Origin of the sequence: Marivita hallyeonensis (assembly GCF_900129875.1) — a bacterium.
Classification (GTDB): domain Bacteria; phylum Pseudomonadota; class Alphaproteobacteria; order Rhodobacterales; family Rhodobacteraceae; genus Marivita; species Marivita hallyeonensis.
This window is the reverse complement of the sequence record NZ_FQXC01000002.1, coordinates 759,128-776,414: the sequence shown is the minus strand read 5'-3', so window position 1 is coordinate 776,414 and position 17,287 is coordinate 759,128. Positions and strand designations below refer to the sequence as shown.

At 61.9% G+C, this 17,287-nt stretch carries 12 protein-coding genes; 5 read left to right on the top strand and 7 right to left on the bottom strand.

The window, feature by feature from the left end:
* Positions 1 to 163, bottom strand: a 163-nt coding sequence (locus BUA42_RS09465; protein WP_143152657.1) for an acetyl-coenzyme A synthetase N-terminal domain-containing protein, incomplete at its 3' end; no start/stop codon positions are given.
* Positions 164 to 654: 491 nt separating this feature from the next.
* Here BUA42_RS09465 and ade point away from each other — a divergent pair.
* The gene (ade, locus tag BUA42_RS09460; protein WP_072777518.1) at positions 655 to 2,349 is read left to right on the top strand and encodes an adenine deaminase; all 1,695 of its coding nucleotides are present in this window, start codon (positions 655 to 657) and stop codon (positions 2,347 to 2,349) included.
* Here ade and BUA42_RS09455 read toward each other — a convergent pair.
* Entirely contained in the window at positions 2,346 to 3,221 is an 876-nt protein-coding gene (locus tag BUA42_RS09455) for a LysR family transcriptional regulator (RefSeq protein ID WP_072777424.1), read from the bottom strand. The two genes, ade and BUA42_RS09455, sit on opposite strands and share 4 nt — an antisense overlap.
* 106 nt (positions 3,222 to 3,327) lie before the next feature.
* On the opposite strand from BUA42_RS09455, the gene BUA42_RS09450 reads away from it, so the two are divergent.
* Positions 3,328 to 4,881, top strand: coding sequence for a proton-conducting transporter transmembrane domain-containing protein (locus tag BUA42_RS09450; RefSeq protein WP_072777423.1), 1,554 nt, complete (start codon positions 3,328 to 3,330; stop codon positions 4,879 to 4,881).
* A gap of 32 nt (positions 4,882 to 4,913) precedes the next feature.
* Positions 4,914 to 7,301, top strand: coding sequence for a YbcC family protein (locus BUA42_RS09445; RefSeq protein WP_143152670.1), 2,388 nt, complete (start codon positions 4,914 to 4,916; stop codon positions 7,299 to 7,301).
* Between the two features lie 6 nt (positions 7,302 to 7,307).
* Here BUA42_RS09445 and BUA42_RS09440 read toward each other — a convergent pair whose 3' ends face one another.
* Positions 7,308 to 8,570, bottom strand: coding sequence for a 3-phosphoshikimate 1-carboxyvinyltransferase (locus tag BUA42_RS09440; protein WP_072777421.1), 1,263 nt, complete (start codon positions 8,568 to 8,570; stop codon positions 7,308 to 7,310).
* A gap of 163 nt (positions 8,571 to 8,733) precedes the next feature.
* Between BUA42_RS09440 and BUA42_RS09435 the strand changes: the two genes are divergently transcribed.
* Together BUA42_RS09435 and arsJ are read left to right on the top strand one after the other, a co-directional pair.
* On the top strand, positions 8,734 to 9,732 hold the full coding sequence (locus BUA42_RS09435; protein ID WP_072777420.1) for an ArsJ-associated glyceraldehyde-3-phosphate dehydrogenase: 999 nt from the start codon (positions 8,734 to 8,736) through the stop codon (positions 9,730 to 9,732).
* Positions 9,729 to 10,994, top strand: coding sequence for an organoarsenical effux MFS transporter ArsJ (arsJ, locus tag BUA42_RS09430; protein ID WP_072777419.1), 1,266 nt, complete (start codon positions 9,729 to 9,731; stop codon positions 10,992 to 10,994). The genes BUA42_RS09435 and arsJ overlap by 4 nt, the downstream gene beginning before the upstream one ends.
* On the opposite strand, the gene cobA is transcribed toward arsJ, so the two are convergent.
* Genes cobA through nirB form a run of 4 tightly spaced genes read right to left on the bottom strand, consistent with a single transcriptional unit; the run spans position 10,991 to position 17,284 of the window.
* The gene (gene cobA, locus BUA42_RS09425; protein WP_084066179.1) at positions 10,991 to 11,890 is read right to left on the bottom strand and encodes a uroporphyrinogen-III C-methyltransferase; all 900 of its coding nucleotides are present in this window, start codon (positions 11,888 to 11,890) and stop codon (positions 10,991 to 10,993) included. The two genes, arsJ and cobA, sit on opposite strands and share 4 nt — an antisense overlap.
* Entirely contained in the window at positions 11,887 to 14,517 is a 2,631-nt protein-coding gene (locus tag BUA42_RS09420) for a nitrate reductase (protein WP_072777418.1), read from the bottom strand. The genes cobA and BUA42_RS09420 overlap by 4 nt, the downstream gene beginning before the upstream one ends.
* Positions 14,517 to 14,849: a nitrite reductase small subunit NirD gene (nirD, locus tag BUA42_RS09415; protein WP_072777417.1), complete on the bottom strand. Its 333-nt coding sequence runs from the start codon at positions 14,847 to 14,849 to the stop codon at positions 14,517 to 14,519. Before nirD ends, BUA42_RS09420 begins: the two co-directional genes overlap by 1 nt.
* A complete protein-coding gene (nirB, locus tag BUA42_RS09410; RefSeq protein WP_072777416.1) occupies positions 14,846 to 17,284 on the bottom strand; it encodes a nitrite reductase large subunit NirB in 2,439 nt (812 codons plus the stop codon). Before nirB ends, nirD begins: the two co-directional genes overlap by 4 nt.
* Positions 17,285 to 17,287 lie beyond the last annotated feature (3 nt).

The following is a 17,287-nucleotide window of genomic DNA, read 5'->3' as shown; positions in this document are numbered from 1 at the left end:
AGTCCAGACGCTCCGCCTGCTCGGCCCAGAACCCCTCACTGTCACTCACCGACCGCGCATACATCTCCTCATAACGCGCCGCATCAACATGGGCGCGCGATACCAATTCCGAAGATGGCGGGTACACCGTGTCGCCCGCGTCGGTTGTAGGTAGGTCTTTCATAATCTGGGTCTCCCTCGCATCACCCGGTCCCATCGGGCGGAAAATAGCGATCACAGATGCGTTATCGCCGCTCGACCACGATCATAGAGGGCTGTGAAAACAAATAAATAAGTAAATATAAATCATGAGGTTAGCTGTAAAATATTTTCAGACTATTCCGCAAAGCTGAAAACAAAATTACAGGACGCAACGTAACTTCTTCAAAAGCCACAAATCTTCAATTGCTCAATTTTCGGGCGAATCGCGCAAATGCGACAGGTCGCCCCAGTGGCATGTACCAAATAGTGGGTGTGACAAATTGATCCGGTATGCCGTTGTATGCCGACTAAATCCGGAAACGCTCACGCCGCAGGCCTGTGCCCGTCTTCTAAGCGACTCACCCCGCGAAGAAACGGGATGCGTCGTTTCCTGCTTTGGCGATCTTTCATGTTTTCGCTAACGTGATCCTCGAAGAGACGCACCTGAAAGACAAGGACACCCCCGTGGCAGACATGACCAAACTTGAACGCCGTATCGCGGTCGCCCGTGGTGACATGCCCGCCGATCTGGTTCTGAAGGGTGGACAGGTTCTTGACCTCGTCACGGGCGATCTGATGGACGGAGACGTCGCCCTGTGTGACGGGGTCATCGCAGGCACATCCGGCACCTACGCGGGCACACAAGAGATCGATGTGTCTGGCCACATCCTCGTGCCCGGCTTCATCGACACGCATCTGCACATCGAAAGCTCTCTGGTTACGCCGTTCGAATTTGATCGATGCGTTGCGCCGCACGGGGTGACCACCGCGATTTGCGACCCGCATGAGATTGCCAATGTCATCGGGGCCGAGGGCATCCGGTATTTTCAGGAGGCCAGCCGACATACTTTGATGGACATTCGCGTGCAGCTGTCGTCCTGCGTGCCGTCGACCCATATGGAGACCGCTGGCGCTACCCTGTCGGCCGAGGATCTGGCGCTGCTCATGCATCATCCGTCCGGTATCGGACTGGCTGAATTCATGAATTACCCCGGCGTGATCTTTCGCGACCCCGAGGTGATGCGGAAGCTGGCGCTCTTCGACGGCGGCCATATCGACGGCCATTGCCCGCAGTTGAGCGGGCAGGATCTGAATGCCTACATCGCCGCCGGGATATCGACCGAGCATGAAGCGACCACGGCGGAGGAGGCGCGGGAAAAACTGCAGAAGGGGATGCGGGTTCTGATCCGCGAAGGGTCTGTGTCGAAGGACCTGACCGCGTTGCAGCCTTTGCTGACCGAACGGACCGCGCCGTACATGTGTCTGTGCACCGATGACCGCAACCCGCTCGATATCGCGGAGGAGGGGCATCTGGATCACATGATCCGCACCCTGATCGCCAAAGGCACCGCGCCGCTCGCGGCCTATCGGGCGGCGTCGTTGTCAGGGGCAGAAGCCTTTGGGCTCAAGGATCGCGGTCTGATCGCGCCTGGCAAGCGGGCGGATATCGTTGTCCTGCGGTCACTTGAAGCATGCGACGTGCAACGTGTGTTCTGCGCCGGTGTCGAGGCCACTATGGACGCCTTTGCACGCCGCAAGACGACTGACCCTGTCGCGCGACACTCGGTCAAGGCGCCAAAAGTGACCCCCGCAGATTTCCGCGCCAAAGCCAACCGCGAGACGACGGACGTGATCGGCATTCTGGAGGGCAAGATCCTCACCGAGCATCTGCACGAAACCATCGCGGTAGAAGATGGCGACAAAAGGCCGGACGCCGCCCGTGACCTTGTCCGCATCGCGGTTGTCGAACGGCACGGCAAGAATGGCAACATCGCCACCGGTTTCGTCAAAGGCTTTGGCCTGCAGGGCGGGGCCATCGCCTCAACGGTATGCCATGACCATCACAATATTGCATGCGTCGGTGTAGACTACGACGACATGGCCTTGGCCGCCAATCGCCTGACCGAGATCGAGGGTGGGTTCGTGGTGGCGAAGGGTGGGCAAGTCCTCGCAGAACTGGCCCTTCCGGTGGCTGGCTTGATGAGCCTTGAGCCGTTTGAAACCGTCCGCGACAAACTCATCGATCTGCGGGCGGCCGCAAAAAGCCTTGGCGTTACCTTGCAGGAACCCTTTTTGCAGCTGGCCTTCCTTGCCTTGCCTGTCATTCCCGCGCTCAAGATCACCGATCGGGGTATGGTGGACGTCACGAAGTTCGAGATCATTTCCTAGGTGTTTGAGACATCCAGCAATTCCGCCAGAAGCGGGTTCGGGTAACGGCGGTTCAGCGTGACGGCGTAGAACAGCTCGTGCAGGTCCAGCATCGCCGCCTGTTTCAGCTCACCCCGTTTCAGTTCGTCCTGCACGACAATCGGCGGTACAACGGCCAGACCGGTGCCTTGCCGCGCGAGAAGACGGATCATTGCCATGTCGTCGATCTCGGCTGCGATCCGGGGCGTGGCCCGGACACGGCGCAGGAGGGCGTCAAAGCCGGCGCGGATTTGCGTCTCGCGCGTAGGCAGGATGAGGGGGTGCTCTGCGATCAACTGTTCCAGCGGCTGGTTGCCCGACACGCGGTCCTTCGTCCCGAAGAGACCCACGGTCTGGTCTGCCAGCTTCTGCGTCACATAAGACGTCAGCGCGTCCTGGGCGGGCGGGGTATTGGTGAGGAGCACGTCAAGGTTCAGGCTATCCAGAGCGGCGTAGAGCTCGGGCGCGCTGCCCGACCGCAAAATGACCTCCACGTCAGGACGCCCCAGAACAGGCTTCAGGAACGATAGCTGAAAGTTGCGAGACAGCGTCGACAGGGCACCGACGCGCAAGGCGCGGGCGGGGCGTGCGCTTTCACGCAGCGTGTCGAGCAATTCCTCGCCCGTGGCAAAGATGGTGTCTGCATGGTCCAGCGCGATCCGACCGGCCTCCGTGAGATGCAGCGCGCGGCCACGACGTTCGAACAGAGCCTGACCCAAACGGCCTTCGAGCTGTTTGATCTGCGCCGAAAGGGCCGATTGCGAGAGGTTCATGCGTTCCGCTGTGCGAGTGAGGTTGCCGTCATGCGCAACGGCCCAGAAATACCGCAGGTGATGATAGTTGAGATCGCTCATTCGTTCACATTAATAGAACGAAAATCATCAAACAATGTATTTTTATTAATACACCTCCTGCGCTACTTGCCCTTTACGACATGAGCAACGAGAGGGGTCTCGCACCATGATCACTGCACTTCCACTGCTGGCACCGGCGATCTTTGCCTTGGTTGGCCTGATCTACATGCGCACCGATATGGCGCGCGGCTCTGCGCAGTTGCGCATCGGCGAATATGCGGGCCTTGGGGCACTTGCAGTCTCGGTCATTTCCCTGGTCGTCTTGCTCACATCGGGTCCGGCAACCAGCGCATTGCTTGGCGCTTCGGATATGGGGCTGTCCGCCCGGATCGATGCCGTCAGCGTCACGATGCTCATGCTGGTAAGCTTCATCGGCTGGATCGTGATGCGGTTCGCAATCACCTATACCGATGGCGAGGCACAGCAGACCCGGTTTCTGGGGTGGCTGAGCCTTGGTCTGGCCTCGGTTTTGCTTCTGGTCACCTCGGGCAATCTCATCCAGCTCATTATCGGTTGGGGTGCGGTTGGCATCTGTGTCAACCGGTTGCTCCTGACATATCCCGAACGTGCAGCGGCGCAGCGGGCCGCGCGGAAAAAGGCGATCTGTTCGGCGGCGTCTGACGTCGGTCTGATTGCGGGCGCTTTCGCGCTGGCATCGGCCTATGGCACGGCGGATATCGCGACGATCCTCGATGCGGCACGTGCCGGTGAGGGCGGAACAGCGGCGATTGTCGCCGTGGCGCTTCTGGCGATCTCTGCCCTGTTCAAGTCGGCGCAAATCCCGACGCACGGATGGCTGACCGAAGTGATGGAAGCCCCGACGCCGGTGTCTGCGCTTTTGCACGCGGGTGTTGTGAATGCCGGTGGGTTCCTGCTGATGCGGTTCGCAGATGTGTTGCTGCTCGCGCCCGGTATTTTGTCTATCCTTGTGATGATCGGTGGTGTGTCAGCGCTCTTTGGCGGTCTCGTGATGCTGACCCAGCCTTCGGTGAAGACGTCGCTCGCGTGGTCCACCGTGGCTCAGATGGGCTTCATGATCATGCAGTGTGGTCTGGCACTTTTCCCGCTCGCGCTTCTGCACATCGTTGCGCACTCGCTTTACAAGGCGCACGCCTTCCTTGCTTCGGGCGGTGCTGTGGCACAGGTCAACTCAATCCGGCGTCCCGGTCCGGTCGCTATCCCGAACGGCAAAGCTGTGTTGAAGGCGTTTGCGATCGCACTGGCGATTTACGGGACAATCGGCCTGCTCTTGGGCATCGACGGGAAGTCGGCCCAGGCCATCGCCCTTGGCGCGGTTTTGGTCATGGGTGTGGCCTATCTGCTGGCGCAAGGTCTGGCCGATGCCGCCCCCGAGGTTCTGACGCGGCGTATGGCGCTTTACTCGGTCGCGACCACACTCAGCTACTTTGCGCTGCAGTCCATGGCGATCTGGGTGACCGCGGGGGCCCTGCCGGCGACACCGGCACCCGGCCCGCTGGAATGGGCGCTCATGGTACTGACGATCCTGAGCTTTGGTGCCGTCGCACTGGCGCAGGCCACCTTCCCGAATTGGGCGACACATCCGTCCGCGCAGGGCCTTCGCGTGCATCTGTCGAACGGGTTCTACCTCAACGCGGTGTTTGACCGGGTGACCGGCGGCTGGGCCGCGCGGTCCCGGTAATCCAGAGAACAGGAGTATTTGATATGCTGACGATGGTTGAACGGTTCTCTGGCCCCGCGCTCGAGATCATGGCGGGCGCGAAAACCGCCGCCTCCCACATCCCGCCGCTTTGGGCGCTCGACGCCACGGTCGCGGTGAACCCCTACGTGGGACAGGCGGGTGAACCCCTGCAAATGGCCGCCGCGCGTCTGGCGCGGGTGGCGGGTGTCCGTACGGTGCCGGAACGGGCGCATTTCAAGGCCAAGCTGGACGCCCATGACCTGAGCATCGGTGACCTTGAAGCCGGTCTCGCCGAGGTGCCGGAACTGCAAGCGTCGGTCGAAGACCTCATCGCGGCCATGTCGCAAGAGCCCGCCGCGCCCAAGACGCTGCCGACGATTGCGGACCTCGCGGAAGAGGTGTCCGACATCAACTGGCCGGATTTCGTGGCCGAGCGGATCGGGCACTGGGCCTCGGGCCATTACGACGTCGGTCAGGCCCTGTGGCCCGCGCCGAAAACGCGGGTGTGGCTGTCCTGGCGGTCCTTCGCGCAGCGCGACCTGACGCCCGAAATCTTTGGTCTGACCGGGTTTGCAAGCCGCGTCGCGTCCATGTCCATGTCCGCGCGGGGGGCTTTGACCAAATGCGCCGAGGACATGGGGATCACGGCCGCCGCGTCCGAAAGCTACTTCCACACGCTGCTGATGCGGCTGGGGGGCTGGGCGCAGTTGGCCTCGGGTGAGGCGTTCCGCGCGAACCTCAAAGGCGAAGGCAACAACGACATCACCGACCTTCTGACAGCCAAGCTCGTATTCGAAGCCGCGCTTCTGGCGAGCTACGAGGACAAGATCGGTGAGAAGTGGAAAGAGGTGCTTTCCGCCCATGCCGAACCTTTCGCGCCGTCGCAGGACGATCTGATCGACGCGGCGCTTCAGGCGGCTGCGGATCATGCCGCCGCCCGGAAACTGGACGAGACACTGGCGCAGCCCGCTGCAGAGAAAGTCGAGACACCGAAGGTGCAGGCGGCGTTCTGTATCGACGTGCGGTCCGAAGTGTACCGTCGCGCGCTCGAAGCGACAGGCAACGGGATCGAGACGATCGGCTTTGCCGGCTTCTTTGGGATCGCAGCGTCGCACAACGCCTTCGCCTCTGACGTGGAAGAGGTGCGCGGACCAGTGCTGATCAATCCGGGCGCGCAGAGCGCCGCGACCGATCCCGACGCAACCGACACGCTCACGCGGGTTGCGCGGCGGGTGACGCGGGCATGGGGTCGGTTCCGGCTGGCCGCCGTGTCGAGCTTTGCCTTCGTCGAAGCCACCGGGCCGCTATACGTGGGCAAACTCGTACGAGACGCGTTGGGCCAGAAAGGTCCGAATCTGGGCAAAGACCCGGCCCCGGCTTTGTCGGATCGTATCGGCACTGAAGACCGCGTCGGTATGGCGGGTGCAATCCTGTCGGGCATGTCACTCAAGTCCGGCTTTGCAAAACTGATCCTGCTCGCCGGTCACGGCGCAGGGGTCGTGAACAACCCGCATTCCAGCGCGTTGCAGTGCGGGGCCTGTGGCGGTCACGCTGGGGATGTGAACGCGCGGTTGGTGGCGCTGTTGTTGAATGATCCGGAGGTGCGCAAGGGCCTCGTAGAGAAGGGCATCGAGGTGCCGGAAGACACGCTCTTTATCGCCGGCCTGCACGATACGGTCACCGACGAGGTGATGCTGTTCGAACAGGATCTGCCAGCGGGTCACGCCCACGATGCGGACCTTGCCAACCTCAAGTCGGCGCTCAAGCTTGCAGCCAAAGCCACCCGGACCGAGCGTGCCGGACGGTTGCCGCGTGCTGAAACGCAGGCGTCCATCCTCGGCCGGGCCAGCGACTGGTCGGAAACACGGCCCGAATGGGGTCTGGCTGGCTGTTCCGCCTTCATCGCGGCTCCGCGTGGCCGGACGGCAGGGCGCAGCCTTGAGGGGCGGTCGTTCCTGCACAGCTACAACTGGCAAGAGGATGAGGGCTTCAAGGTTCTGGAGCTCATCCTCACGGCGCCCGTGGTCGTCGCAAGCTGGATCAGCCTGCAGTACTACGGTTCCTCCGTTGCTCCGGATGCGTTCGGTGCGGGCAACAAGCTATTGCACAACGTCACCGGCGGCATCGGTGTGATCGAGGGCAACGGCGGCGTGCTGCGCGGAGGCTTGCCGTGGCAATCGGTGCATGACGGCGACAAGTTCATGCATGATCCGCTGCGCCTGAGCGTTGCTGTTGAAGCCCCGCGCGAGGCGATCACCGAGATTTTGAACCGGCACGACGGTGTGGCCGCGCTGTTCGACAACGGCTGGCTAAAGCTCTTCGCAATGGACGAAGAAGGGCGGCTTGGCTGGCGGTACAAGGGACATGGCCAGTGGGACAGCCTGCGTGGTGGGCCCGAACAGGCGATTGCCGCTGAATGATCCGCGTCAGGGCTGGGTGATGTCGACCGACACGCCCAGCCCGCGCAGCACGTCCCAGTAGCTTGGGAAGGTCTTGTTCACGCAGTACGGGTCTTCGATCCGCACGCCGTGGACCATCAGTGCAGCCAAGGCAAAGCTCATGGCGATCCGGTGGTCGGCGTAGCTGTCGATCAGACAGTCGCTGATCTGTCCCGCCAAAGACGGATCACCTTGCACGACCAGATCGTCGCCCTCGACCGTAGCAAGATCGGCGCGAATTGCCGTCAGACCGGCGTGCACCGCTTCGATCCGGTCACATTCCTTCACGCGTAGGTTCTCGATCCCCGTGAAGCGCACGGGCGTTTCGTTGAACGCGGCAAGTACCGCAAGAGTCGGAATGGCGTCCTGCATTTGCGAGCCGTTGATGACGGACGGCATATGCGGGAAGGCCGTGATCATGTCGTAAGCCTTCGCGTCTGGCTGGTTCATACCGTCGGGCGCGATGCCGATATCTATGTTGCCGCCTGTCAGCTTTTCCATCGCCCAAAGATAGGTTGCGGCACTCGCATCCGGTTCAACCGGGTAGGCGGTGGCAGTGTACCCGCCGGGCTGAACCACGATGGTATTCGCGGTTGGAAACTCGACCGTCGCGCCGAACGCCCGCATGACCGCGGCCGTGATGTGCAAATAGCCAACCGCGCCGATCTGGCCTCCGCCGATGGTGATGCAGGTCTCGCCATCCCCCATCGCGGCAAGCATCATGATGGCCGAGATGTACTGGCTAGACAGTTTGCCGCTGACCTCGATATCGCCGCTGTGAAACGCACCGGTGCCCCGGACGATGACCGGGGGGCAGCCTGTCTCTGAGGTCGCGTCCACACCCATCGCGCGCAGGGTGTCCAGTAATGGCTCGATTGGGCGTTTCTGCATGTGTTCGTCGCCCGTAACGATGGTCTCGCCGTTCACCAAGGCGACCGCCGCTGTAAGGAAGCGGGTCGCGGTTCCCGCGTTGCCGAGGAAGAGCGGCTCAGCCGCGGGCGAAAGCGTTCCTGTCCCGTGCACCTCGACCGTGGTGTCGTCCACCTCGGTGATCTTGACCCCCATCGCACGGAGCGCGGCCATCATGTACTTGGTGTCGTCGCTGCGCAGGATGCCCGTGAGACGGCTTGTCCCACGTGCCAGGCCCGCCACGAGAAGCGCACGGTTCGTCACGGATTTTGACCCCGGCAGCGTCACACGCCCCGTCAAAGGCGCGGTCACGGGGGTTACTGTGGCAATCGGCAGGGGCATCGGACAGTCTCCGGCAGAGCGAACACAGGCGGGTTTACGCAATTTGGCCCGCGCCGCAATCGGAAAAGGTGGGTGTATCCGGTAGGGTTTCCGCTCATCTGTTACAAAACTGTGATGCGTGGCATGCTAACTGCGCGCAACTCTCAGATAACGGCGGATGCTCATGACCACCTACGCGCTAAACGGCCTTGGCCGCATCGGCAAACTGGCCTTGAAACCCTTGCTGGAGCGTGGGGCGCCGATTGCATGGATCAATGATGCTGTCGGCGACCCGGCGATGCACGCACATCTGTTCGAGTTCGACACGGTCCATGGCCGTTGGGATGCCACGTTCGCACATGATGCCGACAGCGTGACGATCGATGGCACACGCTTGCCGTTCATCGGTACGTCCGACCTGAGTGCGCTGCCCTTGGACGGGGTGGACGTGGTGATCGACTGCACCGGGATTTTCAAATCAGAGGCGAAAATCGTACCGTATTTTCAAGCACGCGTAAAGAAAGTTGTCGTGTCCGCACCGGTCAAGGACGGACCTACGGCGAATATCGTTTTCGGCGTGAATCATGACATCTACGATCCGGCCAAACACCACATCGTTACCGCGGCAAGCTGCACCACCAATTGCCTCGCGCCCGTCGTGAAGGTTTTGCATGAGAATATTGGCATAAAGCACGGAAGCATAACAACTATCCACGACGTAACAAACACGCAAACCATCGTGGATCGCCCCGCCAAGGACCTGCGTCGCGCACGGTCGGCCTTGAATTCCCTGATCCCCACAACCACCGGCAGCGCAACCGCGATCACGCTGATCTATCCCGAGCTTCAGGGGCGTTTGAATGGTCACGCGGTGCGGGTGCCGCTGTTGAACGCGTCGTTGACTGATTGTGTGTTTGAGATGGAGCGCGCCACGACCGAGGCGGAGGTCAACGCCTTGTTCGAGGCAGCGGCGGAAGGCGACCTGAAGGGCATCCTAGGCTACGAGACGCGCCCGCTGGTGTCGACCGATTACACCAATGACACGCGGTCGAGCATCGTGGACGCCCCCTCTACGATGGTGGTCAACGGCACACAGGTGAAGGTCTACGCGTGGTATGACAACGAGATGGGTTATGCACACCGCCTCGTCGATGTCGCGCTGATGGTTGGGAACAACCTGTGAACCGACCCGAGGGCCTTTCTGCCTATATCGCCGTGACGGCGGCCTATTGGGCGTTCATGCTGACCGACGGCGCGCTGCGCATGCTCGTGCTTTTGCATTTCCATACGCTGGGTTTTTCGCCGATCCAGTTGGCGTATCTGTTTGTCCTTTACGAGATTGCTGGCATGATAACCAACCTGTCCGCGGGCTGGATCGCCGCGCGGTTTGGGTTGACGTCTACCCTTTATGCGGGCCTCGGCATTCAGGTGCTGGCGCTTCTGGCGCTTGCACAACTGGATCCGACCTGGGCGGTGGGCGCGTCGGTCGTGTGCGTTATGGCGGTGCAGGGTGCGTCGGGCGTGGCCAAGGATTTGGCCAAAATGTCGTCCAAATCCGCGGTAAAGCTGTTGGCCCCGACCGAGGGCGGTGGTCTGTTCCGCTGGGTGGCGATCCTGACGGGATCTAAAAACGCGGTGAAGGGCCTTGGCTTCCTCCTCGGCGCGGCGATGCTCGCTCTTTTTGGCTTTGTCCCGGCGACCTACGCGATGGCGACGGTGCTGGCCGTGATCCTGATCGCCATCGTTCTGTTCATGCCGTCCGGGCTGCCCAAAGGACGCAAGGGCGCGAAGTTCTCCGAGGTGTTCTCGAAATCGTCCAACGTGAACTGGCTCTCGGTTGCGCGGGTATTCCTGTTCGGTGCGCGGGATGTCTGGTTCGTCGTCGGCATCCCGATCTACTTCTACGCAGTTCTGTCGGATGGAACGGAGGCAGGCAATCGCGCGGCGTTCTTTCTGATCGGGACGTTTATGGCCGGGTGGATCATCCTTTATGGCATCGTGCAGGCCAACACGCCGAAACTGTTGCGGGCCGCGCACCGCGACGCGGGTGCGCTTGTGCGGGACGCGCGGGTCTGGGCGCTTCGGTTGCTGGTGGTGCCCTGCGCCCTGACCTTGGCGGCGATACTGTCGCCCGAGCCACAAACTTGGCTTACGGTGAGTTTGGTGATTGGGCTGCTGGTCTTCGGCGCCCTCTTTGCCGTGAATTCAGCGCTGCATTCCTATCTTATCCTCGATTTCACGCACAACGAGCGGGTCACGATGGATGTCGGCTTCTACTACATGGCGAACGCGGGCGGGCGGTTGATCGGCACAGTGCTGTCCGGTCTGAGTTACCAGATCGGCGGCCTGGCGCTGGTGCTTGGCACCGCGTCCGTCATGGTCGCCTTGTCCGCGCTGGCGGCGACGCAGCTTCGGGCCGACGCGGAAATGGGTGTCGCAGGTTAAGCCAGAGCGGCGGCGGGTTCGGCGGCTGAGGTGACGTTCCCCGAATTGGCACTCGGCCAGGTCACGAGGATCATCGCGCAGCCGATAATGCGCTTCGACGCCAGAGTGTCGGCGAAGGTGGCGGCTGTTGCGGTGTATCGCCGTTCCGTGCGCTTTGACGCATCCACGACGATGTGCACCGGCGCGTCCTGTGGCAATCCACGCGCCAGAAGGGCCGCGCTGATCCGTGCGGACTGGCGCACCGACATATAAAGCGCCGTCGTCGTTCCAGGGCCGGCGAACCGCGCGCTTTGGGGCAGGGGATCGCCCTCACGGCTCATCCCCGTCGTAAGGATCAGAGTGTCGGCAATGCCACGTTCCGTCAGGCTTTGCCCCAAAGACGCGGCTGCGGCAGAGGCCGATGTGACGCCGGGCACGATTTCGACAGGGATGCCTTCGGCGCGGGCCGCTGCCAGTTCTTCGCCAGCGCGCCCGAATATGCCGGGATCACCGGATTTCAGACGCACCACGCGGCGACCTTTCAGCGCTTCCGATACGATCACCGCGTTGATGCGGTCCTGCGGCCACGCATGCGCGCCCACATGTTTGCCGACAAACACACATTCGGCGTCCTTGCGCGCCAAAGCAATGACGTCTTGACCGACGAGCCGGTCATAGAAGACGACATCCGCCTGCTGGATACGTTCGACAGCGCGGAGCGTAAGCAGGTCCTTCGCTCCGGGTCCCGCGCCGACCAATGCGATATGCGCCCGATGAGGCACGCCGCTCGTTGGTGCTACGGTCTTATCGTTGGAGAAAACGGGCGTCTCTGACTGCCCGAACACGCGCCGCAGGATGTTCGGCAACCGGATCGGGCCTCCGCGCGCAATCGGGGCGGATAGGGGGAAACGCATCATTCGGCTGCCTCCAATTTCGTATGAGCAGACAGAAGGGCTGCCAGTTCGGGGCGGCAGGAACCGCAGTTCGTTCCGGCCTGCAGCGCGGCGCCGATGGCATCGACATCCATGAGCCCTTGGGTTTCGATCGCGGTCACGATGGTGTTGATCCCCACGCCGAAACAGGAACACAGCGTCGGACCCGGATCGGGGCGATCCGCCGGGGACCGACCGGTCAGCACATCGGGCGCGACTTCACCGGGCAGGGTTGTGAGATAGTCCCGCATGACCGCGACAGGTCGCGGCGACACGAAGAGCGCAGCGATCAACCTGCCGTCCTCCTCGAACGCGACACGCGCGATGCTGCGGGCGGTGTCGGCGACGAGCGACATACTGGCGTCCGGCAGGCCGAAGAGGGTTCGGGCGGCGGTTTCCCAGTCTGCGACGGGCGACAGGCCTGCCAGCTCTGCGCGGGTGCCTTTGGAAGTGGCGGCCACAGCCCAGTATTCGGTGTCGAGCGCCATCTCGCGCGAGGAGACGGCGAAGCCGTACCAGGCGGCGTTGAATTTGGTAACGGAAACCGTGCTGGCTTTGCTTTCGGGCTGGCCGGACACCGGGTCGACATTGGCAGCGACGACCGCGTCGATCCGGCCCGTTGGTGCAGTTTCACCGGTCCAATGGATGGGGGCGAAAAGCTGACCCTTTGCGACCGCATCCGTGATGCGGACCCGGAGGGTTGCGCTGCCGGTTTCGCTTTTGACAAGGGCAAGGTCGGCAGCCTCCAGTCCGAGCGATACTGCATCCTGCGGGTGAATATCGACGAAGGGTTCGGCATAGTGTGATGACAAGCGGGCCGACAGCGCCGTCCGGGTCATCGTGTGCCAATGGTCGCGGACACGACCGGTGTTCAGGACGAAGGGAAACGCATCGGAGGGCACCGAGGCCGGCGCTTTATTCTGCACCGGCAGAAGCTGCGCCTTGCCGTCCGGATGGAAGAATCTGCCGTCCGCAAAGAAGCGACCGCCCGATCGGGTTTTTGTGACAGGCCAACGGGTTGGTTCGAATAGCTCATACTCTGCATCATGTAGCTGGCTGAGGGCAGAGATATCGAAGTCGCGCCCGAAACGACCGGCGATCCCGGACAATGCGGCATGCTCGCGGAAGATCTCTGCGGGGGTCTGGTAATCGAAGGCCTTGGCAAACCCCATGCGACGCCCGACGTCCGCGAGTATGTCCCAATCCGCGCGCGCGGCACCCGGTGCGGGCAGCACCGCGCGCTGGCGGCTGATGGTGCGGTCGGAATTGGTGACGGTCCCGTCCTTTTCGGCCCAGGCCGTGGCAGGGAGCAGCACGTCACAAAGTCGCGCCGTGTCGGTTTTGGCGGTGATGTCGCTGACGACCGTGAAGGGGCACTGCGCGATGGCGTCCCGCACTCCGTCCGCGTCCGGCAAGGACACTGCAGGATTGGTGTGAATGACCCAGAGCGCCTTGATCCGCCCGTCCTTCACCGCGTCGAACATATCGATGGCTTTCAGGCCTGGAGCGGTGGGCATCTTGGGGGCCGACCAGAAATCCCGCACCGCCGCGCGGTGATCGGCGTTTTCAAGGTCGAGGTGGCAGGCCAGCATATTCGCCAAGCCGCCGACTTCGCGGCCTCCCATGGCGTTCGGTTGACCGGTGACCGAGAAGGGGCCCATCCCGGGTTTGCCGATCCGGCCCGTCGCAAGATGGCAATTCAGGATGGCGTTGACCTTGTCCGCGCCGCTGGTGGATTGGTTGACGCCTTGGCTGAACACGGTGACGACACGTTCGGTGTTGAGCCAAAGCCGACAGAACGCATTCAGCTCTCCTTCGCTCAACCCTGTGGCGGCGACGTTGTCGCTGTAGGCTGACGTCAGCGTGGTGTCGAAGCCATTGGTATGCTTCAGAAAGTCCCTGTCAAACGCACCGCCTTCGTAGATCTTTGTGAAAAGGTGATTGAACAGCGCCACATCACTGCCTGGCTTGAGCGCGAGGTGCATCTCGGCGCCATCACAGCTTGCCGTGCGGCGTGGATCGATCACGACGATCTTGGTACCACGCTCTTTTTTCGCCGCGATGATGCGTTGATAGAGCACCGGATGGCACCAGGCGAGGTTGGAACCGACGAGCACGATGAGATCGGCTTCTTCGAGGTCTTCATAGGTGCCCGGTACCGTATCCGTGCCAAAAGCCCGCTTGTGCCCCGCCACAGTGGACGCCATGCACAGCCGCGAGTTCGTATCGATATTGGCGGAGCCGATGAAGCCTTTCATCAGCTTGTTGGCGACGTAATAGTCTTCGGTCAGCAACTGGCCCGAAACGTAGAAGGCAACGCTGTCTGGACCGTGCTCCGCAATCGTGTTTGAGAAGCGATCGGCAACGTGCTGTAGCGCTGTGTCCCAAGTGATTTCCGCACCATCCACGATGGGCGCGAGAAGACGGTGTGCCAAGCCGACCGTATCGCCAAGTGCCGATCCCTTTGAGCAGAGTCGTCCTTTGTTTGCCGGATGCTCCGGATCGCCCCGGACCGCCAGGCCACCGTGCCCGTCCGGGCGCAGCAGCACGCCGCAGCCGACCCCGCAATAGGGGCAGGTGGAGCGTGTTTCAGGAAGACCGGAGCCGTCCATCACGCGGCGCTCCGCTGTTCCACGGCGTCTCCGTCGATAAGGATACGGTTGTTTTCAAGACGCACGGGGTAGGTGGCGATGCGACCTTCATCGGCCCCTTGGGCTTCGCCCGTGTTCAGGTCGAACACCCAGTTGTGCAGCGGGCAGGTCACTTTCTGGCCATGCACGATGCCTTCGGCCAAGGGACCGCCCTTGTGGGGGCAGGCGTTCGATGCTGCGAACACTTCGGCCTCAGCCGTGCGGAACACCGCGATACATCCGATCCGCGTTTTGAGAAGGCGCGCGCCGAGGACGGGGATGTCCTCGACATGTCCGATATCGATCCAGTTCATTCTGCAGCCTCCAGTGTCAAATCCGCCAGAGGCGCGTAGGTGTCGGCCTTTTCTTTCGCGTGTTCTGCCCACGGGTCCTTGCGGTAGATGGTTTGCGAAAGCTCGAACCGGTCGACGAGCGTCTTGCGGTTTGCGAGATCGTCCACCACGGTTTCCTTGACCCAATCGAGGCCCACCTTGGCGACCCATTTGTAGATGCGGTCGAGATACTTGGCGTTTTCGCGGTAGGCCTGGGTGACGGCGAGGACGATCTCAATGCACTCCTCCTCGGTCGGGACCTGGCAAAGGAGTTGCGTCTCCTTGACGTCCATGCCAGCCGCGCCGCCGATGCCGATCTGGTACCCGCTGTCGACACAGACCACGCCGATATCCTTGCACGTCGCCTCGGCGCAGTTGCGCGGGCAGCCCGAGACGCCGAGCTTGACCTTGTGCGGTGTCCACGACCCCCAGAGCAGCTTTTCGAGCTTGATCCCAAGCCCCGTGCTGTCCTGCGTGCCAAAGCGGCAGTGATCCGTACCGACACAGGTTTTGACCGTGCGAAGGCCCTTGGAATAAGCGTGGCCCGAAACCAGCCCCGCCTTGTTCAAATCGGCCCAGATCGCGGGCAGGTCTTCGCCTTTGACGCCCAGAAGATCGATGCGCTGGCCGCCGGTGACCTTCACGGTCGGCACGTTGTACTTGTCCGCCGCATCGGCAATCGCGCGTAGTTCGGTCGGGTTGGTGATCCCGCCCCACATCCGGGGAACGACGCTGAACGTTCCATCCTTCTGGATATTCGCATGTTTGCGTTCGTTGACGAACCGGCTTTGGGGGTCGTCCTGATATTCGATCGGCCAATCCGCGATGAGATAGAAATTCACGGCTGGGCGACAGACATGGCAACCGTTCGGTGTGGTCCAGCCAAGCTCCTGCCAGACCGCCGCCTGGCTTTTGAGTTCCTGACTCTTGATCAGGCGCCGCACGTCTTCATGGGCCAGATCGGTGCAGCCGCACATCGGTTGCGCCTGCGGCATCTGGAAGTCGTCGCCCAGCGTGACTTGCAAGAGCTGTTCGACCAGACCGGTACAGGTCCCGCAGGATGCGCTCGCCTTGGTTTTGGCGCGCACGGACCCGAGATCGGTCGCTCCGCCTGAGATGGTGTCGGTGATGGTGGATTTGCAAATGCCGTTGCAACCACAGATTTCCGCGTCAGGCGGCAACGCTGCAACGGCTGAGAGAGGGTCCACGGCGGCACCCCCTTGATAGGCGGGGCCGAAGATCAGCGTCTCGCGCATCTCATCGATGCTTTCTCCGCTTCTGATCTTGTCGAAGAACCAGTTGCCGTCAGCCGTGTCACCGTACATGACGCACCCAACAAGCCTTTCGCCTTCGATCACCAGACGCTTGTAGACCCCGCGTCCCGGATCGCGGAAGACGATGTTTTCCCGCGTATCACCGTCCGCAAAATCGCCCGCGCTGAACAGATCACAACCAGTGACCTTGAGCTTTGTCGACAGCGATTTCTGTTTGAATGCGGCCTGCTCACCCAGAAGCGTCTGCGCGAGTACCTTCGCCTGATCGTAAAGCGGCGCAACAAGTCCAAACAGCGCGCCGTCATGCTCTACACATTCGCCGACGGCAAACACGTTCTCGTCAGAGGTGAGCATCTGGTCATCCACATGGATGCCGCGACCCACTGCCAGTCCGGCCCCTTTCGCTAGCGCGACGCACGGCCGGATACCTACGGCCATGACCAGCAGGTCGCATGGCAGTTCGGTGCCGTCTTCCAAGAGCAGCGCCTTGACCTTTCCGTCTTCGCCAAGGATTTCTTTGGAATTGGCCTGCAGGCAAATCTTGATGCCTTTGCTTTCCAGAGACTTCTTCAGCAGATACCCCGCTGCTTCGTCCAACTGGCGCTCCATCAGGTGGCCCATGATGTGCACGACGGTGACGTCCACACCGCGCGCCGCCATGCCCGCTGCCGCCTCAAGGCCAAGCAAACCACCGCCGATAACCACAACCTTGTTGTCCGGACCAAGCGACATCATTCGCTCGGTATCCTCAAGATCGCGGTACGCTATGACACCGTCCAGATCGTGCCCGGGCAGGGGGATCATGAAGGGATCAGACCCTGTGCCAAGGATCAGCTTGTCGTAAGGGACGTGACCGTTCTCGCCTTCGACCACCTTCAATTCGCGGTCGATCTTCAACACTTTCTCGCCGAAGCGGCAGGATACGTTGTGATCCGCATAGAATGCGTCGTCGTGTGTGACGATCTCTTCGTACGTCTTCTCGCCCGACAGAACCGGGGACAGCATGATCCGGTTGTAGTTGCCGCGCGGTTCGGCGTTGAAGAGGGTGATGTCGTAGGCATCCGGTGCGGCTTCGACCAGGTGTTCGATGACCCGGCCTGTCGCCATACCCGCGCCAATGATGACCAGTTTCTGTTTGCTCATGGC

Coding starts and splice junctions, on each gene's coding strand:
- ade (WP_072777518.1), top strand. CDS start 655: ATGACCAAACTTGAACGCCGTATCGCGGTCGCCCGTGGTGACATGCCC.
- BUA42_RS09455 (WP_072777424.1), bottom strand. CDS start 3,221: ATGAGCGATCTCAACTATCATCACCTGCGGTATTTCTGGGCCGTTGCG.
- BUA42_RS09450 (WP_072777423.1), top strand. CDS start 3,328: ATGATCACTGCACTTCCACTGCTGGCACCGGCGATCTTTGCCTTGGTT.
- BUA42_RS09445 (WP_143152670.1), top strand. CDS start 4,914: ATGGTTGAACGGTTCTCTGGCCCCGCGCTCGAGATCATGGCGGGCGCG.
- BUA42_RS09440 (WP_072777421.1), bottom strand. CDS start 8,570: ATGCCCCTGCCGATTGCCACAGTAACCCCCGTGACCGCGCCTTTGACG.
- BUA42_RS09435 (WP_072777420.1), top strand. CDS start 8,734: ATGACCACCTACGCGCTAAACGGCCTTGGCCGCATCGGCAAACTGGCC.
- cobA (WP_084066179.1), bottom strand. CDS start 11,890: ATGATGCGTTTCCCCCTATCCGCCCCGATTGCGCGCGGAGGCCCGATC.
- BUA42_RS09420 (WP_072777418.1), bottom strand. CDS start 14,517: ATGGACGGCTCCGGTCTTCCTGAAACACGCTCCACCTGCCCCTATTGC.
- nirD (WP_072777417.1), bottom strand. CDS start 14,849: ATGAACTGGATCGATATCGGACATGTCGAGGACATCCCCGTCCTCGGC.
- nirB (WP_072777416.1), bottom strand. CDS start 17,284: ATGAGCAAACAGAAACTGGTCATCATTGGCGCGGGTATGGCGACAGGC.